Source organism: Snuella sedimenti (assembly GCF_016428595.1).
Taxonomy (GTDB): domain Bacteria; phylum Bacteroidota; class Bacteroidia; order Flavobacteriales; family Flavobacteriaceae; genus Snuella; species Snuella sedimenti.
Genome location: NZ_JAELVQ010000001.1, coordinates 230,010 through 252,073, shown reverse-complemented (window position 1 = coordinate 252,073; position 22,064 = coordinate 230,010). Strand labels below are relative to the sequence as shown.

13 protein-coding genes are annotated in these 22,064 nt (G+C 36.6%); 4 read left to right on the top strand and 9 right to left on the bottom strand.

Annotated features, from left to right (window positions below):
* The first annotated feature begins 91 nt into the window (after window positions 1–91).
* From JF259_RS01065 to JF259_RS01050, 4 genes are all read left to right on the top strand, one after another.
* Window positions 92–4,105, top strand: a complete 4,014-nt coding sequence (locus JF259_RS01065) for a discoidin domain-containing protein (RefSeq protein WP_199112284.1) — start codon at window positions 92–94, stop codon at window positions 4,103–4,105.
* Window positions 4,102–4,797 (top strand): hypothetical protein, encoded by a 696-nt coding sequence (locus JF259_RS01060; protein WP_199112282.1) that lies wholly within the window; start codon window positions 4,102–4,104, stop codon window positions 4,795–4,797. Before JF259_RS01065 ends, JF259_RS01060 begins: the two co-directional genes overlap by 4 nt.
* A 58-nt stretch (window positions 4,798–4,855) precedes the next feature.
* On the top strand, window positions 4,856–5,308 hold the full coding sequence (locus JF259_RS01055) for a DUF4488 domain-containing protein (RefSeq protein ID WP_199112280.1): 453 nt from the start codon (window positions 4,856–4,858) through the stop codon (window positions 5,306–5,308).
* A 214-nt stretch (window positions 5,309–5,522) separates the two neighbouring features.
* A complete protein-coding gene (locus JF259_RS01050; protein ID WP_199112278.1) occupies window positions 5,523–9,686 on the top strand; it encodes a discoidin domain-containing protein in 4,164 nt (1,387 codons plus the stop codon).
* Window positions 9,687–9,932: 246 nt separating this feature from the next.
* Here JF259_RS01050 and JF259_RS01045 read toward each other — a convergent pair whose 3' ends face one another.
* The 9 genes from JF259_RS01045 to JF259_RS01005 all read right to left on the bottom strand — a co-directional run bounded on the left by JF259_RS01045 (window position 9,933) and on the right by JF259_RS01005 (window position 21,867).
* Window positions 9,933–13,280 (bottom strand): ThuA domain-containing protein, encoded by a 3,348-nt coding sequence (locus JF259_RS01045; RefSeq protein ID WP_233164031.1) that lies wholly within the window; start codon window positions 13,278–13,280, stop codon window positions 9,933–9,935.
* Between the two features lie 151 nt (window positions 13,281–13,431).
* Window positions 13,432–14,496: an NHL repeat-containing protein gene (locus JF259_RS01040; RefSeq protein ID WP_199112274.1), complete on the bottom strand. Its 1,065-nt coding sequence runs from the start codon at window positions 14,494–14,496 to the stop codon at window positions 13,432–13,434.
* Between the two features lie 458 nt (window positions 14,497–14,954).
* Entirely contained in the window at window positions 14,955–16,337 is a 1,383-nt protein-coding gene (locus JF259_RS01035; protein ID WP_199112272.1) for an alkaline phosphatase family protein, read from the bottom strand.
* Window positions 16,338–16,340: 3 nt separating this feature from the next.
* On the bottom strand, window positions 16,341–17,552 hold the full coding sequence (gene eboE, locus JF259_RS01030; RefSeq protein ID WP_199112270.1) for a metabolite traffic protein EboE: 1,212 nt from the start codon (window positions 17,550–17,552) through the stop codon (window positions 16,341–16,343).
* Between the two features lie 14 nt (window positions 17,553–17,566).
* A complete protein-coding gene (locus JF259_RS01025; RefSeq protein ID WP_199112261.1) occupies window positions 17,567–18,715 on the bottom strand; it encodes a 3-dehydroquinate synthase in 1,149 nt (382 codons plus the stop codon).
* Between the two features lie 2 nt (window positions 18,716–18,717).
* A complete protein-coding gene (gene eboC / locus JF259_RS01020; protein WP_199112259.1) occupies window positions 18,718–19,608 on the bottom strand; it encodes a UbiA-like protein EboC in 891 nt (296 codons plus the stop codon).
* A 169-nt stretch (window positions 19,609–19,777) separates the two neighbouring features.
* The gene (locus JF259_RS01015) at window positions 19,778–20,677 is read right to left on the bottom strand and encodes a TatD family hydrolase (protein WP_199112250.1); all 900 of its coding nucleotides are present in this window, start codon (window positions 20,675–20,677) and stop codon (window positions 19,778–19,780) included.
* Between the two features lie 10 nt (window positions 20,678–20,687).
* Window positions 20,688–21,494 (bottom strand): EboA domain-containing protein, encoded by an 807-nt coding sequence (locus JF259_RS01010; RefSeq protein WP_199112240.1) that lies wholly within the window; start codon window positions 21,492–21,494, stop codon window positions 20,688–20,690.
* A gap of 4 nt (window positions 21,495–21,498) precedes the next feature.
* A complete protein-coding gene (locus tag JF259_RS01005; RefSeq protein WP_199112232.1) occupies window positions 21,499–21,867 on the bottom strand; it encodes a transmembrane 220 family protein in 369 nt (122 codons plus the stop codon).
* Between the last annotated feature and the right edge of the window lie 197 nt (window positions 21,868–22,064).

Genomic DNA, 22,064 nt, shown 5'->3' with positions numbered 1-22,064 from the left:
GAATTGATGGTTTGTTTTTGCTTAATCATGTAAAATACATGCTCTTCTCTACCTATTCTTGAAGCTAACCAATTTATAATCTTATAAAATAATGAAACTACTAAAACGCCTTATATGTTTAATGTTACTGGTACATGTTAATGTACTAAGTGCACAGCAACAATATACCCCTTATGATGATCTGCCGGGTATTATCAAAACCTATAAGCCCTCGTATAATAATAATTTCCCAGAATGGGCTAAAAAGCTCTATGAGTACCCGGTCAATTACTTTGAGATAGAAAAAGGATTTCAAGATTATACCGCGATTTATGGAAAACAAAAGAGCCCAATAATACGCTATTATAAGATTTGGAAACAAGTTGTGATATCTTATGTGAATGATAAAGGAGAAATCGAAATCCCTGACTTTGATCAAATAACAAAAGAGCAAAATGTTTTGGCTAAAACATCCGGTATTAGTAAAATAGTGGACGCTTCCAATTCCAACTGGTCATTTTTAGGTCCCAAACAAACTTTTTGGCTAAATGAATCTGGTTCTTCGGAAATACCAGGTGTGGCACCCTGGCAAGTTAATGTGTATAGTTTGGCAGTAGCGCCTTCAAATACAGATATTATATATGTAGGAACCGAAACAGGATATATTAATAAATCAATAGATAAGGGGCAAAACTGGACCATGTTGGCGCCCAATTATGCGTTAAGAGGTGTTACGGCTATAGCGATTCATCCAACCAACCCTAATATCGTTTATATGTGCAGTGATGGTAAAATCCACAAAACTACCGATGGTGGTAATACCTGGAGTGTTGTATTAAGCAATGCTGAGGCCAATCATATTTTAATAGATAATACAAATCCAAGTAAGATTGTAGCTTCTTCAAATAATGGCGTTTATGTTAGTAGTAATGATGGTGCCAATTGGAGCAATAAGGCTTCGGGTAAATTTTATGATGTTGAATTTAAGCCAGGGGATACCAATGTAATATATGCTTTAAAGCAAAATGCTTCAAGTAAGTTAGATGCCGTTATGTCTTTAGATGGAGGCAATACATTTACAGCGTTGCCCAATTTCCCCAATCAGTTTAATGATGGGAGTGGCGGGTTACTGGCGGTAACATTGGATAATCCAAATATTGTATTCACAACCCTGCTTAGCGATAATAATACGCCTCAGCTATATAAAGGAACAAATAATGGCGGTAGTTGGACTTGGAATAAAATAATAGACTGTAATACAGATGCATTCAAGTATAATAATGGTCAAGGATATTACGATTTGGTGTTGGAAGCCAATCCAAATAATGAAGATGAATTTTTTGTAGGGACTACAACGTTGTTTAAAACCAAAGATGGAGGGAGTACCTTTGATGCAATTGGTGGGTATTTTGGACGCTTTTCCATTCATCCCGATATTCAAGATATAAAATGGCTAAACGATGGCTCTGTTTGGGTAGCCACTGATGGAGGTGTAAGCTTTTCAACAGATGCCTTTGAAGCCGATTTCCAACCTTTGATAAATAATTTAATTGGGTCTGACATGTGGGGGTTTGATCAAGGATGGAATGAAGACATTGTGGTTGGTGGAAGGTACCATAATGGCAATACCGCCATAACCGATTTTTATGGAGATAAAGCCTTGCGTATGGGAGGTGCCGAATCACCTACCGGTTGGGTATTGCAAGGGAAAAGCAGGCATGTAGCTTTTAACGATTTAGGCAACGGGTGGATACTGCCTAAAACAGCCGAAGGGCAACCAGAAGGGCGATTTAATTTCACGAAGTTTCCCAACATGCTCGAATATGGTGGTAACAGAGGGAGTTTGGTGCACCATCCAAACTATTATGAGATTATATTTTTGGGAGAAGGTAATGATTTATGGAAAAGTACCGATATGGGTGTAAATTTTGAATCGTTACATGCCTTTCCTGATAAAGTAATGGGCATTTCTATTAGTGCAACAAGCCCTAATGTTATGTATGTCGATGTAAAGGGAAACGGATTGTACAAAAGTACCGATCAGGGGCTAACATGGACTCATAAACCAACTTTGGGAAGTGCTAGCTACGGAGGTTCTAAAATGAAAGGCAAAACAAGTTTAGTTATATCACCTTACGATGAAAATACGATTTATGCCTGTTATGCCAATGGTACTTGGTCAGCAGATAAAGGCTTGATCTTTAAATCGACCAATGGTGGGGATACTTGGGAAAACATTTCTGGAGCCATTGATGCGTATACCAAATGTTTGGCTATCCAACCTACCAGTACGGGAAAAGACCTTGTTTATTTGTTTACGACACGAAGGAATGGAACAGGGGCAAAAGTATATTACAGAACCTCCGATATGACCAATTGGAGTTTGTTTGAAAACAATTATCCCCAAAATTTTGATGTAAATACAGCTATTTCGTTTTATCGCGATGGAAAAATAAGGGTAGCTGGAGGCGGTGGTGTATGGGAATCGCCTTTACAAGAAGATTTTAAACCTATCGTGAATCCTTGGGTACAGAAAAAGGCGTTTAACTGTATGACCGATACCTTGTATTTTGACGATCACTCCATTTTAAAACATAGTGGAGCCTCATGGAAATGGGACATATCACCAGCTCCTCAATATATTAGTGATGCTAACATAAGGAATCCAAAAGTAGTCTTAGGAACTCCTGGTTCCTACAATGTTACTTTAACCGTAACGCAAAATGGAATTGAGTATGTGAAAACCATAGTAGATATGGTTACCACAACAACCTGTCCTTCCATAAATGACTGTAGCAACCCTGCCGAGTTACCAAAAGAAGAATGGAGTCTATTATATGCCGATAGTGAAGAAACTAACTATCCTGGGTTAGCAACGATGGCTTTCGATGGTGATCCCGATACCATTTGGCATACCAGATGGAGCACGGGAACAGATCCCTATCCTCATGAAATCCAAATTGACTTGGGCGGCTTTTATAGCCTCAGTAAGTTTACATATTTACCAAGACAGAGCGGACAAAATGGACGAATAAATGAATACGAAATTTATTTTAGTAATGATAAAACAAATTGGGGAGAAGCCGATTTTACAGGAACTTTTGAAAACTCGTCTGCACCACAGAATTTAGAATTTACAACACCTATAGTGGCAAGGTATATGAGAATTAAGACTTTGTCTGAAGTGAATGGTGGTGCTTGGACGTCTATAGCAGAATTGACACTTATTGGCTGTATCTACGATAACTGTCCCGATGTGGACAATCCAGATCAGGCCGATTTTGATAATGACGGTATAGGTGATGCTTGTGATGATGACGATGATAACGACGGTGTTTTGGATATTGACGATCTATGTTCGGAAACACCTTTAGGCGTTTTAGTTGATGGGAATGGTTGTGAAGCATTTAATTTACCAGCTAATAATTTTACAATAACTACGGTTGCTGAAACATGTAGGACAAGTAATAATGGCCAGGTAGTTATAAGTGCTTTGGAAACACACAATTATCAAGTTTCATTGCAGGGAAATGGTAGTCAGTCCAATCTTAACTTTACCAATCAACTAACGATTGATAATTTAAATTCAGGAGTGTATCAGTTATGTATTACCGTTGAAGGTGAAACAGGATTTGAACGCTGTTATGATGTAACGATAAGTGAACCTTCAGATTTGGCTGTTCTAGCAAAATACGATGCAACTTCGAAGGCGTTAGACTTATCTATGTTTAATGGAGATGTCTATGAGGTGACACTTAACGGAGAAACTACAATAACCACAGAAGGGAAAGTGTCGTTGGGTTTAAAATCGGGTGTTAATAGTTTAAAAGTGACTACCGACAAAGACTGTCAAGGAGTATTTGAGAAACGTATTGTACTTAATGATGATATACTGGTATACCCCAATCCTTTTGTTGATGATTTGTATGTAAATATAGGCAATGAAGAGGCAAATGTAGCCTTTGTAAAAATGTTCAATACGAATGGTAAACTTGTATTGGCACGTGTTTTACCAATTACTGGACAAACCATAAAGGTAGAAGCTTCATTTTTAACTGCTGGCATGTACCATGTCATTTTAAAAACAGAAAATAGTGAGCGTAATTTTAAAGTTGTAAAAAAATGAAAAAGTTAATTTATATAAGTATAGCACTATTGGTAGTTTCTTGTAGTTCGGGGGGAGATTCTTCAGAAGAGAAAAAAGCTTCGAACCCAGAAAAAGCTGTTTTAGTTTTTCCAGAGAATAATTCAGAATGCTTGGAAGGACAGATCATAAATAGTCAAAAGAGCACTGTAAACTTTAAGTGGAGCAAAGCTAATTCAGCAGATAGCTATGATATAAGCATAAGGAACTTGAATGATCAAACGGTTAAGTTGCATACAACAACAAACACGTCTTTAGATGTAGAAATTGACAGAGGAACACCTTATTCATGGTATGTCGTTTCAAAATCCAAAAAGGGATCAACGACCGCAAAAAGCGATACCTGGAAGTTTTATAATGCAGGTGAAGGCGTAACAGAGCACGTGCCTTTTCCGGCCGAAATAGTAGCGCCATTATACAATGAAACCATTACAGTATCTAATGGGAAAGTCACTCTGGATTGGGACGGAAGTGATGTGGATGGCGATATTGATAGCTATGAGGTGTTTTTTGGAGAAGTAAATCCTCCTGGATCGTTTCAAACAAATCTTCAGGAAAGTGTTTTGAATGACGTATCCGTAAGCTCTGGAAAAACCTATTACTGGAAAGTGAAAACCAAGGACGGTCAAGGGAATGTGTCGTATTCTGATGTGTTTACTTTTGAGGTTAATTAAGAGAAAAAGTAGTACAAAGTATATAAAAAAATTAAAACCTTATGCCTTTATTATTATTATGAAAAACATTCTTGTGTTAATTTTTTCGATTTTGTCTTTGTATGCGGTTGCACAGGCTGAACAAACACATGTCCCTGCTTCTAAATCATTAGCTGGAATTTGGCGGCAAACGGGAATAAAACATCCTGTTAGTGGTAAGGTTGTTGATGTATTAAGCGGAAACTATAAAGTGATCAATCCTGATGGGACATTCTATACCGTTGTAACCTGGAATTCGAAAGATCCATTAAAAGGAACTACAATTGGGCAATATGGCGATTATAAAATCACATCAGATAGCACGCTGGTAGAACATATTGTACAACATGTAATGAACCCAAATTTAAATGGTAAAGAGGTGAAACTTAAGTATAGGTTAATTGATACTAATACAGTAATGATAGCATGGAGGAACATAGATAGAGGGATTTGGATAGATGAAAGATGGACCCGTTTGCCTTTATCTAGATAAAACCTTAACGAAATGATCTATTCTCAACAAAAGGTGTCTTATTATTCGGGTCAAGGTTTTACAGTCAATTAAATGAACAGTAAAAGGCCATATCTGGATTATTACCAAACTCGATATGGCTTTTTGTTTTTAATCCTTAATATAAAATAACTATGAATTAAAATTTAAAGTACACTAATTAAAACTAATAACTAACTATTTAATCAATAATCACATGGAAAAAACTATTTTATTTGTAATGATGGTATTTTCTTCACTAATGTATGCACAGGAAATAGATGGAACAGGAAAACAAAAGGAATTAGATGAAGATTTAAAGTATGAGCTAGCCCATAAAAGTCAACCTTGGTTTTCAGGGATGAAAGATGGCGCTAATTATTTTGACATCAAAGCGCAGTTCGATCGCTATTTTGGTCAACACCAATGGGAAAAAAGTAAACCGCGAGCATTAGGCGAGAACTGGTTGAAATCTAAAATTTTCTATTTGGATAAAAATGGAAAAGTACAGGCGGAGCCCGTATGGTTTGGTGATGCTAAAAGTAATGTAGCATTAAATTATGCAGCTGTTAACACTTGGGAAATGTTAGGGCCTGTAAATAGTGCTACAACGGGGTATTCAGCTCAAGGTAATCATGGAGGCTATGTGTATTTAAACAGAATAGATCCAACAGATAACCAAAAAATGTTTGTATCATTTGTAACAGGTGGCCTGTGGATGACTTCCGATGGAGGAACTAATTGGAGCCTAGTGGATTCTAATATGCCAGATGAAAAGTATTTGGATATAGATGTTGCAGTTTCAAATCCTCAGGTTGTATATGCTATAAGTGCCTCTCAGGTTATTAAATCTACCGATGGAGGTAATACATGGAGTTCTACTACTTTGACAAATGGGAGTTATTCCGGTTCCGGGTACGATATTGCAGTGTCAACTTCCAATTCTAGTATTGTTGTAGCCCGATGGGGCGATAAAATATACCGGACGACTGATGGAGGTAGCACGTGGTCTTTGGCTATTACTGGATTGCCCAATCATACTATTTGGGATAGTTCTGTACATAGTGAAATGCTGGACTGGAGTACAACCAATAGTAATGTGGTGTATTCTGTTAGTACGGGACATAATAATCAGGTAAGCGTTCATCGCTCTGCGGATGCCGGAGCTACGTTTAGCCAGATCAATACCATAAGCCTAGCACCAAATGCTAATGGACAAATTGTTGGTTGGGCTAAACTACTACTGCCATCATCTAATGCTAGTTCAATCTATGTTGCGGTAGGGAGTGGGGACAATGCTTATGCTCATAGTGCGGTTCACTTATATAAATTGAATGCCACAACAGGGGTGCAGGAATCCGTAAAAGTAAATATGATTGCAGGAGGGGGAGATCCATATAATCACGATCCAGCTTTGCATCATGGTGATATCGCTATGGATAGAAATGATGAGAATAAAATTGTATACGGTTCTTATGGGTATCAAAAAATATATGTCTCCTCAAACAATGGATCAACATTTTCTTTATCAACCGCAAAAACACATCATGATATTAGATCGGTAGATGTTGTTAATAATAAGATTATGGTTGGAAGTGACGGAGAATCTATTTTATCTACAGATAACGGCGCGACCATGCCAACACTTACAAATAGTATAAGTAACCATGAGTTATGGGGTTTTGGTAGTGCTTTTAAGACCGATCTTGTCGCAGCAGGTACAAATCATGGGCCTGTAATGATCAAGGAAAGTGGCAATGGATTCGATTGGTATAATGGTACTGGGGCAGACCAAGGGAATACAGATGTTAATCCTTTAGATGATAGGTATGTTTATAGTCAGGGCTATAGTAATTATCGGTATTTTAGAACAGGTGTCCATACCTTGATTAACGAATCTAATTTTCTTGATTTGGGAGGGATTTACAGTTATTTTAATTCTATGGAATTCCACCCTAATAATTATTACACGATCATTACCCACCATGCGGGGCAATATCCTACAGGAGATCCTAACCTTAGTACTTGGAAAAATTCTTTGATTAAAACAGAAGACAACGGAAATAGTATTTCTATTGTTAAAACTTTCAATAGTCAGGTGTTTAGAGAGAAAATTTCAATGAAGAACCCCAATCATATATATGTGGTAGCAGGCTTAACGAACAATAAGCTTTGGCATACGTCTGATGGAGGGACTACATGGACGGATATTACGCCTTCAACGACGGATTCTTCTGGGCAAACCAATATCTCGGATATAGCGGTAAGTGATGAAAACCCTAACGAGATATGGGTTACTTACAGTGGGGTACAAACGTTATGTAAGGTTTTAAAATCAAGTAATGCTGGTACCAGCTGGACCAATCTAACCCAAGCAAATTTGACAAGTTATCCTGTTACTAAAATTATATTTCAACGTGGCTCAGATGGCGGTGTTTATATAGGGAATAAGAGCGGGGTGTATTATAGAAATAACACCATGTCCAACTGGACACAAATAGGTACAGGTTTACCCATGTGTGAAGTAAGGTTTATGTTTATAAATTACAATCAAGGGAAATTAAAAATAGGTACATCAAGAGGCGCATTTTTGCATGATTTGTACGAGATAAGTTCAACTAATGCTTTGATTTCAGCAGATAGAACAAAAATTACATGTCCAGATACAGAACCGGTTCAATTTAAAGATTATTCTGTTGTAAGAAATAGCAGTGCCACTTGGTCTTGGAGTTTTCCAGGAGGTACACCAGCTACCTCGACAGATGAAAACCCTATAGTATCTTATGCCAATGCAACAGATGGTAAATATGATGTTTCACTAACCGTTACCGATGCCCATGGTAGTAGTACACAAACATTGACAGATTTTATTGAAATAGTTAAATCTGGTCAATGTTTAGATCCTGTTATTTCCCAATCAGGATGGACATTAAAGAGTGTTGATAGTGAAGAGACTACTGCAGAAAATGGAGCGGCAACTAATGCTTTTGACGGTGATAACTCTACTATTTGGCATACACAATACTCGGGTTCAAGTCCATCTCATCCCCATGAGATACAAATTAATTTGGGAGACTCCTACAACATAACAGGTTTAAAATATTTGCCCAGGCAATCTGGGTCAAATGGAACCATAGCGGGATATGAGATTTATGTAAGTGCTGATGGGACTAATTGGGGCACTGCAGTAGCAACTGGAACTTGGGCCAATAACACTAGTGAGAAGACGGTCACATTTACTTCAAAAACGGGTAGTTTTATAAGACTTGTAGCAACTTCGGAAATAAATGGCAATGTCTGGACAACAGCCGCAGAGATAAATGTATTAGGAACAGAGGCATCAGAATGCAACCCTTCAACAATATCTCCTTACCTTCAGGTAAATAGTGGTGCATGGCAAGCAATTTCAAATGCAACATTAGATGTTGGGGATAATTTGAAATTTGGGCCTCAGCCAACAACTGGTGGGACATGGAGTTGGTCTGGTCCAAACGGATTTAGTTCTACTCTTAGAGAAGCTGAAATAAATAATATCCAAGCGAATCAAGCAGGAACATATGTGGCTACTTTTACAAATACATGTGGTAGCGCATCTACTCATAGCTTTGTTATTACTGTTACAGGTCCGCCCCCTACTTATTGTGCGGCTAACGGAAATGATACAAGTGATGAGTACATTGGTAGAGTTCAGTTAGGGAGTATTGATAATATAACAACGGATTCAACAGGTGGATATGGTGATTTCACAGCACTTAGTACTTCAATGAGTCAAGGGTCATCAAATACTATAACAATTACACCTACTTGGACGGGAAATAAATACAGAGAGGCCTATGCCGTATGGATTGATTATAATGCAGATGGGGATTTTACAGATAGTGGAGAACAAGTTTGGACAAAGAGCGCATCAAGAACGACACCTGTAAGTGGATCATTTACTGTGCCTGCAGGAGCAACACTTGGTGCTACTCGTATGCGTGTAATTTTGAGGTACAAAACGATACCATCCTCATGTGGGTCGTTTGATTATGGTGAAGTGGAAGACTATACAGTCAACATAACTGGCTCTTCATCTAAGGGTACTAATGCGAAGACTCATAATGCATTATTAGAAGGGCTAAACGAAGTTGATATTCAACAATCTGAAAAGCCAATTATATTTCCTAATCCCATAAAATCTAATAAGCAACTAATTGTTAAGTTGTCTGCAAAGTGGATAAATTCTACTATGATTTTATATGGCATTTCGGGAAAAAAATTAACGGAAACTTATTTAAACAAAAGTGCCAATAACGTTTTACTTAATTTGCCATCGGGAACATATTTTGTACGAATATACAATCAAAAAAATAATTATAGCCAAAAAATAATTATTGAGTAACATCTAGTAAAAAGGTAAAAAAGAATATGTATTATAGTAGCTTCCATAAATGATAATTTCTTTTATGGAAGAGCTATTTTGTTTATTGGAGCGAGCGAAACCTGTACTGAGCATTCGAAGTATATTTCAATAGCTCTGTTTAGAGGATAGTTCGTTTTAAGAAATTCTTTATTCAGATTTTGAGCTTAATGAAAAAGACCACCGTGAGGGTGGTCTTTTGTTTTGAAATAAGGATTAAAAAGCTATTTAATGTTTATAATTCAATAGTATCCAATTTGCATTTGCAATATACTGTTCTTTATCCGTATCATTTTTAAATACTAAATAAAGTGGTGCTTTGTCTAAGGTAGGACGTACAGGTATTTGGTAATATTTCATAGCACCCTTATGCTCATTGTGATAACCTAATTTAGTAGCGCCAATAAGCTTGCCATCAGGAGCTTTTTCTCTAATTTCGAGACGTCCGTTATAAGGATAATCACTTGCATAGAAAGCCGAAAACTTAATACTCTCTAAACCTTTTAGATTTAGATTGTCAAACTTTAAATAGGAATTGTTAACAATGGATCCTACCAATTTTTGCCCCTCGGCATCCCAGGTACCTAAGCCCGTACTTTTTTCGTCAGCTTTCTCAGCTTCTATCTTTGGTGCTTTAAAAATAACTTGTTCTCTTGCAGAAAGCTTAGATTCTAACTGGTCATCATTGCCGTTATCTAAATAGGAAGCCATTAGAACATACATGCCCTGGTTCTCTTTTCCAATGTGCTCTTTAAATTCTATAGTTCCACTTATCGGTAATAGTTTCTTTTTAGTACTGTTGTCTGGTTTAAGTGATAAAATATACTTTACGATTTTGTCGACTTCATCTGCTTTCAGTTGCGGGTGGGCAGACATCATATGTTCGCCCCATACGCCAGAACCTCCTTTTATAATTTTACTTACCAGGTAGCCTATATCCTTTTTTGTGTACCTTTTGGCAATGTCTATATAGCTTGGGCCATTCACTTTTATATTGGTTGCATGACAAGCTTTGCAATCACTCGCATCTATGAGTTTTTGTCCTTCAGGAACCGTGTTTTGTTGATGCCCCAAAGTGGCTTTTACTAAATCTTTTCCTTCAGGAATATAGTCTAACGTCACTTTAACCTTGTTGGGATCTATAGAACCATCAGTAGTACTGCCGTCTTGTTTATCGGTAACCGTTACGGTATAGTTTACCTTTTTATTATCCCAGTATAATAAATTATCTGGTTCAATTTTGATGCTTAATTCGGGAGGATCGTTGCCTACCAATATTTTTGTTTCTGCTGTAGCAGTCTCTCCTTCTTTGTCTTTGACTTTTAGCCGTACAGTATAAGTGCCCGCTTCATTAAAAGTAAAGCTTGGATTTACTTCTGTCGCTTGTACTTCATTAGAGGTAAAGTACCACTCATAGCTAAGAGGGTCGTTATCATAGTCTTCAGATTCTGCCCCAGAAAACTTAACGGTTAAAGGTGTTGAGCCTACTTCAGTATCTTTAGTGATTCTAGCAATTGGTTTTCGGTTGCCTTCAATATATGTTATTCGGTTTAATCGTGCGTCTAAATTTTGAGAGTTCCACTTTTGACCATATTCCAGAACATACAGGCTACCATCCGAACCAAATATCATATCCATTGGATGTGAAAATTCACTTTTTGGCATAAAGCGTTCTGCTTTTTTGTAATTATGGTTTTCATCGAGGGTAACAACATATATCCAGTCTCGCATCCATTCGTATAAAATAAGTTTGTCTTCAAAATAAGATGGAAATGTTGTTTTGGCATGTGGATAGTCAGATGCATGAAATATAGGGCCTGCCATAGGGTTTACACCCCCTGTACCTAGCCAAGGGAATTCTTCCGACTTATCATAGGAGTACCAAATAAGGGACTCTTGTACTGGAGGAAGTTCTTTTAGTCCGGTATTATTCGGCGAATTATTTATTAAATGGTTTGGATCGAACTTAGGACCCGATTCTTTTGTGGTGAAATTATAATCGTTGTATACTTGATTGTTCCCTCTTGTATAAGGCCATCCCCAAAATCCAGCATTTCTTGCTTGGTTAAATTCACCCATTCCCTTTGGACCACGATCTGGATGCCCTTTACCTGCATCGGGGCCAACATCTCCCCAATAAAGATATCCTGTTTTACTATCTATTGAGGGTCTAAATGGGTTTCTGCAGCCCATAGTATAAATTTCGGGTCTGGTGTCAGGCATTCCTATAGGGAAAAGGTTGCCTTCTGGAATCGAGTAGGTGCCATCTGCTTCGGGCTTAATCCTTAAAATTTTACCTCTCAAGTCATTTGTGTTGGATGCTGATTTTTGAGCATCCCAAAGCGCTCTGCCCTCTCGTTCATCAATAGGTGCATATCCAGACGATTCAAACGGATTTGTATTGTCTCCCAATGTGATAAATAAGTTCCCGTTAGGACCAAATTCTAATGCACCCCCACTATGGCAACATTTTCTAATGGTAGGTATTTTAAGGAGTATTTTTTCAGATTTTAAATCCAATGTGTCGTCTTTTAAATCGAATCGGGAAACATATTGTAAAGGGTCGTCACCAGGAGCGGAATAAAACAGGTAGATCCAATTGTTTGCTTCATAATTAGGATCTACGGCCAGACCTAACAATCCGTCTTCGTTTCCATAAAAAAGATCGAGTTGTGCAATGGTTTTGGTTTGCTCTGTTTTAAAATCAAATAATTTTAGGGCACCTCGGCGCTCAACGAATAAGATACCTCGATTTGGTAATTCATCCAACTCCATAGGTTCATTTAGATTGAAATCAAGAACTTGTCTTGTAAATCTGTTTTCTGGAGGAACACGGTCGGATGTAGCTTTAGTGTAATCCAGCTTGTTTTCACCAATAGCATATGTAATCCCTCCAAGCAGATGTTTTAAAAAGCTTGTATCTGTATACGTTTCGTTAGTATGTCCCATTTCGGTGTAGAAAGACCGTCCGCCATCGTATTCATGATACCACGAAATAGGATGGTTGTCGCCATTTGAGCCACCTTTATAGCTATTCTCATCTATTTTGATGAGGACGTTTATTTTGGGGTAGATATCCCTGAAATTATACCACTCGTCTTCCTTGCTCCATGTGTCGTTTAATGATGTTGTAGATGGGTGTGTTTTATCAATAACGTTAAGTGTTGCTTCTTGAATTTTAGGATGATTTTTAAAATAGGCACCAACAAGTTTATTGTACCAAGGCCATTCGTACTCGGTATCTGTTGCAGCATGCACACCTACAAAGCCACCTCCAGCTTGAATATAACGTTCAAAGTCGGCTTGTTGGGATTCGTTAAGTATGTCTCCTGTTGTATTAAGAAAAATAACTGTTGAAAATTGTTTTAACGAATCTTCAACAAAATAAGCAGCATCCTCAGAGGCAACGACTTTAAAATGGTTCTCAACTCCTAATTTCTTCAATGCAACAATTCCCGGTTCTATAGAGCCATGCCTAAAACCTGCCGTTTTACTAAAAACCAATACGGTTTTGTCATTAGAATTGCAGGATAGTATAGAAAACGCAATTGTCAGGTAGACCGCAAGTTTTTTCATTAGATTGAATTTCATAAACGTGTAATGTCTTAATTAAATGGTTTTATCGTTCTTTTAGAGATGAGTTAGAGTTGAGTTAAGAAAATAATTTCGTATTGATTAGCCCATTAGAAGCCATTTATCATTATAAATTTAAACTAAAAAACTGGTTTTATACCCGTTCCAGTTTGATAGGATATGTTTTATGGGCATTCCATTGGCATACATAGAGGTTTTTGTCATTGTCAATGCAAACGTCATGACAATGGTTGAAGAGCGTAGATTCTTGAACCATTAATTTTAACTTTCCATTTTCGTAAACAGGGGCTGTACCTCCCGGATTTGAAATTACTTTATTGTCTTTGTTTAAGATGGTTATAAAACCAGAATTTGGTGTTTGGTTTAAATATCTTAAACGAGACCAGCAAACACCAGAATACATAATGTCGTCGTCCATAACGGCTCTACAAACATAGGCTCCCGGCAAGAAAATGGTATTTAGATAATTGCCATCAAGTGTAAACCTTTTAAAGGAGTTGTGGGCTCTCGAAGTACACATTAGCGTTATGTTGTTGGGATCGCGTTTGTCGATTGTTACCCCATGAGCTGTACTGAATTGGTCGTCCTTGTCGCCTGAGCCTCCAAAATGCCGAATATATTCTCCTTTAGCATTATATTGAATAATGTACTGCGAACCATAACCATCGGCAACGTAAATATCACCATTAGGGGCAATGGCAGTTTCTGTAGGACTGAATCTATCCTTTTCATTGTAAATTCCTACATCTTTCGGGTGTTGAAGTTTCATTAATACCTTACCGTCCGTTGTCGTTTTTACTACGCTTCCCGAATTTGGGTCGGTAATGAATAAAACATCTTCCCCTCCTTCATTAAAAATAGATAAGCCATGAGCAGAATTAAAGTTTAAAGTCCAAGAGTTTAATAGTTTTCCCGATTTGTCATAAATAATGATATTATTTTTGGGTTCATCAGTTGTCATAATTAACCGCCCTTTGGCGTCCATTACCATTTCATGACAATTGTTTACAGGTGTCGTACTAGGGTCTAAATTCCCCCATGCTTTATGAACTTTATATCTAAATTCCCCATGTCCAATAATATTTTCACTGAGTATGGGTTTGTTAATAATGCCAAAAGAATGAATGGTTGGCGTTATTAAGGCACTGCCTACTACAATCCCTGTTTTTTTTAAAAAAGTACGTCTGTTAGAATCCATAATTAAAATTTGTTTAAACAAATTAACATAAAAATTAACTTGAAACCGTTTTCAAGGCTAACATATTTTATGAAGTGGTTTAAACTTTTTGGATTGAAGCGAAAATTGATGGGTTTATGACCAGATGAAGGCTTTTTTTAGTCGCATAGCAGGGCTACGTAACGATAAAAAGACAAAATATGGGTGCAAACCGGCAATTTTTTAGCCAATTTGTAAAAGTTTAAATCACTTCTATATATAAAATGCGAAATGATGCTCTAAAAGTAATTTATTTTCGCAATAAAAATGTTTAAATTATTTCAGTGAAAAAAAACATTCTTTTTTACGTGTTGTTTTTAATACGTATCTTTTTGAAAAGGGTGTTTGTTATTAGGTTTGTAAGGTACAATGTTTGTTGTCTTTAATGTGTTTAAATTATTTCATAGTGAATTGAGTGTTGTTTTTCTAGACAGACGCCTCTATTCTTTAAATATATGATTCAATATAGATTGACAAATTTCGGTTGGTTCGATGTGTTCAGAATGGGAAGTGGATTCTTGGTTTGTTTTTTCTTGAACCAATATAGGGTAGTACTTCGTGTCTACATTAATGGTACCATGCGATCCTTTTACGAGTTGAGCATCTAAAGGGATAACATCTAATAAGGTTCTGAATCCTAATTTCTTTTTTAAGAGTTTAAAAATAATCCTTGCTGTTATCATTTTCTTTTTGGGATCGGTAAACAGTTCTACGGGATCGTAGCCAGGTTTTTTGTGGATGTCTACCATACGGGCAAAATCAGGTGCTTTTTTATCATCTAGCCAATAATAATAGGTAAACCAAAAGTCCTTGTTCGCAATTACCATTAAATCGCCGGAGCGTTCATGGTCAATATGATAGTTTTTTTGAGTCTCACCATCCAATACCAAATCAATTTCAGGGCAAGCTTCTAACGCCTTTTTTATATCTGTAAGTTTGCTTTTATCGTTAATGTAAACATGTGCAATTTGGTGATCGGCCAAAGCAAAGGCATTGCTAATGCCACAATCTAAGAGTTCCAGACCATTTTCCTCTCTAACTTTAATATAACCTTGTTTTCTTAAAAGACGATTAATATGAAAAGGTCCTTTTACAGGATTAATGCCATATTCTGAAAGTAAAATGATCTTAACATTTTTAGATTCATAAAAAGATATAAGATCTTTACAAACAGTATCCAGTTTTTTTAAGTCTTTTAAAATCTTAGTCTCATCGTTATGTTTTTGAAGCACATAATCTAAATGCGGTAAATAAACTAATTGCAAAGTGGGTTCGTGCCAGTTGTGCACTAACTTAGAGGCATCAGCAATCCATTTTGTAGATTTAATAGACGTATTAGGTCCCCAAAAGTTAAATAGTGGAAAAATGCCGAGTTTGTTTTGTAATCGATCCCTTAAACCTTCGGGCTTAGAATAGCAATCTGGTTTCTTTTGACCGTCTGCTCTGTATTGTGGGCGTGGTGTTACATTATAATCAGCATTGGAATACATGTTATACCACCAAAACATATTCGAGCAGGTAAAATTAGGATCGATTGCTTTAGCCATATCCCAAATTTTTGGGGCTTGCACCAAATGGTTGGACTGTCGCCATAGTTTGACTTCACATTCGTCCTTAAAATACCAGCCATTTGCGACAATACCATGTTCGTTAGGCCATTTTCCTGTTAAGTAGGTAGACTGGGCTGAACAGGTAACTGCAGGTAGTACGGGTTTTATTTTTGAAAGTTGTTTTTTTTCAATCCATTGTGTTAAAAAAAGGTCTTTATGCTTTAATAATGCACTGGATAGACCAACAATGTCAATAACAACAGTTTGATTCATAGCCTAATTTAATAATTGTTTCTGTACCCATTCGAGCTCTCTGGTAATAGAGCTAGTTAGGTCTGTTTGTAATGTTTTAGGAAGGATGGACCAAGTATATGTTTCAACTTCCAAATGGTTACTGTATTGAGTTTCTTTCCAGAGTTCAAGTGCTTTAATAATTTCGTCTTGAGTGGATTGTAATATGCTGAACTTCGAAATAAAAATAGGCACATGGAAGTGTGTTCTAATCTCTTTAAAATTAGGTTTTCCCATGGCGTCAATACCTTCATTTAAATCTGAAAAATGAAGAAGACTTCCATTGTCAAGTTTAACAATCGATTGATGTAAGTAGGTAGGTTCGTCAAACGGACGGAGGCCTGCCTGCTGTTTTTCAATAGAAATGGTATTAGATTGCTCGCATTTTATTGCAGCACTAATTTGAACTTTCCCAATCTTGATGCCTTCCTTTTTTAATTGAGAAATAACGTATTGGGGTGATTCATAAGCTAAGGCAAAATGGCATACATCATAACAAACTTGTATGTGATCTAACAAGTGCTGTTTAGCAGCTTCATGGGGACAATTTAGCTTCTTTTGAAGTTCAAATAGGCCATCTTTTAAAAGGTAGTCATTAAAAAAATCGATGACCTCTTGGGTGTTTTCTAAAAAACCATCTGGTTCTGGCTCTAAATCCAGATGTAATAATTTTCCGGTTGAATGCTTTATAGCAACCAACTGCAATACAACTTCCACTAATGAGGCGCAAGCTTTCTTTTTTGTGCTATCAATAGATATTTCGTCTTCAAACCAATGCTTGTAAGACAAAGGTGATGTCGATACGCTGCCGTCCATGCTTTCTGGAAGTAATTCGGCTAGAATTGTCATTAGGTCTTTTGTGTATTGTAGGCGTTCTGTTGTTGTCCAATCAGGCGTATGTACCTGGTCTTTAATAACAACATTATGAAAGGCGCCATATGGGAAGCCATTAATGGTAAAAACATACAGGTCTTCTTGTTTTAACCAAGCTTTAAAAGTGCTTAAATTAGAAGTTTCTAATAGGGTAGAGGCACTTTCTTGGGATAGTCTTAAGCCAATACCAAAAGGTTCATGTGGTGTTAGCTGTTTTTTTATGTTAACCGTATATTGTTTTAAGTTGTTAAATACCGCTTCCCAAGTTTCACCAGAATGAATGTTTGTGCAGTAGGTAAGGTGCGCATGTTCTTTAATTATCATGATACCAAAGGCTTTTACGTTTGTATATAGTCGTTCATATAGGTTATTGATTTCAATACAATAGCCTCGTCCATTTCATGAACTTCAAAACCGGTTCCTAAAGATTTTAATAGCATAATGGTTAATTTGCCTCCTAAGTGTTCCCTAAACTCATTTAGCCCATCTATAATGTGAGCATTTAAGTGGTCATGGGACAGGCTGAATCCTAAATTTAGGATACAGTTTAAAATACGAGTTAAGCTATTGGCTGTTAGATAGCCTTTTAAATAAGAATAGGTGCTGTCGAGGGCAATGCCTATGGCTACTGCTTCACCGTGTCGTATACTGTAATTGGATAGTTGCTCTAATTTATGAGCGGCCCAGTGACCAAAATCTAGTGGTCGTGAAGAACCTTGCTCGAAGGCATCCCCAGAGTTTTGAATATGCTGCATGTGCATTTCTGCACAGCGATGTATTAAGGTATTCATTACTTGCTGGTCTCTATTGTTTAATGCTGTTGCATTGGTCTCGATCCATTCAAAAAATACCCGATCTTTAATAAGGGCGACTTTTATGGCTTCAGAAATACCTGAGCGCCAATCACGATCATCTAGAGAGGACAAAAAAGAGTCGTCATTAATAACGGCATAAGGGGCAGAAAAGGTGCCTACAAAATTTTTCTTTCCAAAGTAGTTGATACCATTTTTAACACCAATTCCAGAATCGTTTTGAGATAGAATTGTTGTTGGAACCCGAATTAGGCGTACACCACGATGTGCTATGGCAGCGGCAAAGCCTACAGCATCCAAAACGGCGCCACCGCCTATGGCAATAACATAGGAATGTCGGTCAATACCAAAATTATTTACACTTTCTAAAATGGTTTTTATATAAGCTTCGTTGTTTTTTGCCTGTTCGCCACCGGGAATTTCTAAAATATTGCCTTGTAGCTTAATAGAAGTGCCGTGTGTTTCGAAATAGTTTGCTATGGATGCTTTTAACTGGGGGTGGGCTTTGGTAACACCATCATCTACGACAACAATTGCATTACTTTTTGCATGTGTATTACTTGTAAACAAATCGACCAAAATGGGATTGTCAACCTTAAAAAGATGACTTGTAAATATTAGGTTGAAGTTAAAGTTAACTTGAATGGATTGCCTTATAATTGTCGTTTTATTCATTGTTAGGTAACTGGAAATTTCTTTGATAAAAATAATGAAATAGGTAGCAGGCAAAGCACAGTCAATGCCATAGTTATAGAACTAAAACCAGCCGTATAGCTAGCGTCTAGGGGAATAAGTGATAAGACGCCTAGTTTAACCGCTTTCTGTATTAATTTGGGGTTATTGTTAAGAATGGCCTTTAATTTGGCAATTACATTGATGCCATACCAAACAATTAAGAAAATAAAGGCATTCTTAATTGATAGATTAAAGTATTGATGCATAACAATAAAACCGATAACGATCACAGCATCTAAAAGCATGGCAAAAGCAATCGCTAATTTGTTTTTACCTTTTGTTTCTTTTTGCGCAGTTAAGGTAATGGCAGAAATAAATAATACTGGTAGTATGCCTATTAGGTAATACTTCGGATCCAGTTCCATATTAATACTCATCCCTAAAATAAGATTAACACCTCTACAAAGTCCCATATTTAATGGGCCCAAAACGCGATTATGTTTGCTGTATTTGTCATATAAAAGTGCTGAAAGCGTAATAGTTATTGCAAGAATGCCACTGGTATTGGAAACTAAAAAGGCAACTATAATGCTTGTTGTAAAAAGTACGATTCCAAACAGTTTGGCTTCTTTTAGTGTTAATCGACCACTTGGGATAACCCGCTCCGGACGATTTATTTTATCCTGTTCAATATCAAATACATCGTTAAAAACAATGCCTCCAGCATATAGGCCCGCTGTAGTAAGGGATAATAAAATAATATGTGTTATAATTTGTTGGTTCCATAGTTCAGGGACTAAAAAACCAGCAATAGCAATTCCTGCAATAATATCAGCTATGGACGTGATAATATTTGCAGGACGCATAATTTGTAAAACAGCATACCATTTCACACGTTTAAATTTTAGTAATTAATTGATTTTATTGTAATTATAAAATTAAGAACGTGTGCAACCACTCCTTACACTCGTTCTCTCATTAAAAATTTTAAACTTTTCCTTTTGTGAAAAAATGCTTAAATTTTGTTAATGTTCGTTTCATGTGTTTGCGCTTATTAAAGCTTTATTTTGGGTTCTTAAAATGTATAGTTTTGGCTTCTTGCCCCCTTAATATGGTATTGCCCTCATGTAAATCGGCTTGATTGATTGTTGTCTCAGTAAGCCAGTCGGATTCATTAAACTGTCCGCTTTGGCCATAAATAGTTAATGCATTTTGGTAACAAGTTAAATGAATATCTTTATCTGAAACCCCACTTTTTTTCATTAAAGCAGCTGTTTTAGGTACAGATAGTGGGTCGCTAACACCCCAATCTGCCGAGCTATCAACGATAATTTGCTCAGAACCATATTTTTTAACAATTTCAACCATGCGCTTTTTGCTCATTTTTGTTTTAGGATATATGGTAAATGCAGCCCAATAACCGCGGTCTCTTACCCATTCAACCGTTTCTTCGTTGTTATGGTCAATAACTACTTTGTAAGGTGAAATGCCGTGTTCCTCGATTACATCCATAGTTCTAAGTGTGCCATTTTTCTTGTCACGATGCGGTGTGTGTATCATGACGGGTAAATCGAATTCCTTGGCTAACTCGAGCTGTTGCCTAAAATATTTATCTTCGGCGGTAGTTTGGTCATCATAACCAATTTCACCAACAGCAACAACACCTTCCTTGGCTAGAAATTCTGGTAGGATTTCGATAACCTGTTCGGCTAAAGCTTCGTTATTTGCCTCTTTGGAATTTAAGCCTATAGTACAATAATGTTTTATGCCAAATTGTGAGGCTCTAAAACGTTCCCAGCCAACAAGCATGCTAAAATAATCTTTAAACGAACCAACATTGGTGCGGGCTTGTCCTAACCAAAAAGCAGGTTCAATAACTGCAACGATACCGGCAGCTTTCATGTTTTCGTAATCATCCGTGGTTCTGGAAACCATATGGATATGTGGATCGATATAATTCATAACGTTTTTTTTATTCTGTTTTACCAATACGTTCCCAATATTCACTATTTAAACTGGGACTATTTTGTTGTGTAATAGTGTCTATTACTTCTTTTTCTAAGCCTTCAAAGCTTCGTTCTGAAATTAATTGTTTTAGGTCATCACGAAGATAGCCAACAATCATACGCCAAATTTCAATGGAGACCTGCCTACCTGCGGCCCAACGTTCTTTTACATAGTCTTGAAGCATATTTGCTAAGTCTTCGTTTTTGCCTTGATCTATGTTTTGGATCGTATACAGTGGTCTGTCCATAAAAAAGGACTTAAGGATAAGTTGGTTCCAAGCTTCATCGTCTAAATATTTTTGAGCGAATGGATTACCAGAAGCAATAGCGTCAAAGACATTTACCATATTGGTTCGTATCCCTTCGGCTACTTGATTGCTAAATTCCGAAGCGTTTTCTAAGAGGTATAAGCCTTTGTATAAGACTACTTGTTCTTTCATCTCGGCTATTTCAAAAAATGCCTCAATAATAGATTTGTTTACTGAAGGCGCTAAAGCCAACATTAATAAAATGCGTGTTAGGTCTTGTTTGTTCCATTGGGTTAAGCTAAATCCAGGGTATATATTTTTTAAAGTCTTTATTTCTTCAGGAGACCATGTAATGATTTCATTACTTACGAATCGTGGCGTAAGACTAAAAAACATATTAAACTTTTTGCTGGTCTCTACGTTTGAAACGATTGCTGTTTTGGACAAAACCCAGTCTAATTCCTTGGGGTTAAATTTAGATTTAGCCAGATTAGTAAATTGTGTTTGTTCTTTTAATGAACTCATGATTCTATTTTTTCTTTTGTCTTAGTACATAAAAAACACCTAAAGCTGCAATTAAAAGCCCAAGAAATTCCCGAGAGCCTTCCAAATAAGGCTTTTCATATACCATTTTGCCAAATATTTCTTCTTTGTGTTCGGTTTGTAAATACGTAACAAACAATGAGAAATGAAAGACCGAATAGGCTAATAGCCCTATGATAATAGCAATTAGAATATTTTTTGGTATCACTTTAAAACTGGAATACAAACAAATAGCGGAAACAAATCCATAGACAGCAAACCATACCCAAGCATCAGGGTCATTTAGTTGTAAAAAAGCAAAAATGCCAAATAATACAAATAGGCCTATGTTAATTATTTTTTTTGATCTATTCATTATTAAGATTTGTGTGTTTGTTTAATCTTAGTTTGTCAGGTGTTTTAACAAGGGGTTAAAACTTTTTTATTGTTTTTAAGTAGGATTACTTTGCTTATAAATAAATACTTAATTTATTAACTTCAGCTAATTTTGTTTTAAAGAACTCATCTTGACTTTTTCCAATTGGTTAAAAAATTGCTCTTTTGAGCCTGCTT

Coding starts and splice junctions, on each gene's coding strand:
- JF259_RS01065 (WP_199112284.1), top strand. CDS start 92: ATGAAACTACTAAAACGCCTTATATGTTTAATGTTACTGGTACATGTT.
- JF259_RS01060 (WP_199112282.1), top strand. CDS start 4,102: ATGAAAAAGTTAATTTATATAAGTATAGCACTATTGGTAGTTTCTTGT.
- JF259_RS01055 (WP_199112280.1), top strand. CDS start 4,856: ATGAAAAACATTCTTGTGTTAATTTTTTCGATTTTGTCTTTGTATGCG.
- JF259_RS01050 (WP_199112278.1), top strand. CDS start 5,523: ATGGAAAAAACTATTTTATTTGTAATGATGGTATTTTCTTCACTAATG.
- JF259_RS01045 (WP_233164031.1), bottom strand. CDS start 13,280: ATGAAAAAACTTGCGGTCTACCTGACAATTGCGTTTTCTATACTATCC.
- JF259_RS01040 (WP_199112274.1), bottom strand. CDS start 14,496: ATGGATTCTAACAGACGTACTTTTTTAAAAAAAACAGGGATTGTAGTA.
- JF259_RS01035 (WP_199112272.1), bottom strand. CDS start 16,337: ATGAATCAAACTGTTGTTATTGACATTGTTGGTCTATCCAGTGCATTA.
- eboE (WP_199112270.1), bottom strand. CDS start 17,552: ATGATAATTAAAGAACATGCGCACCTTACCTACTGCACAAACATTCAT.
- JF259_RS01025 (WP_199112261.1), bottom strand. CDS start 18,715: ATGAATAAAACGACAATTATAAGGCAATCCATTCAAGTTAACTTTAAC.
- JF259_RS01015 (WP_199112250.1), bottom strand. CDS start 20,677: ATGAATTATATCGATCCACATATCCATATGGTTTCCAGAACCACGGAT.
- JF259_RS01010 (WP_199112240.1), bottom strand. CDS start 21,494: ATGAGTTCATTAAAAGAACAAACACAATTTACTAATCTGGCTAAATCT.
- JF259_RS01005 (WP_199112232.1), bottom strand. CDS start 21,867: ATGAATAGATCAAAAAAAATAATTAACATAGGCCTATTTGTATTATTT.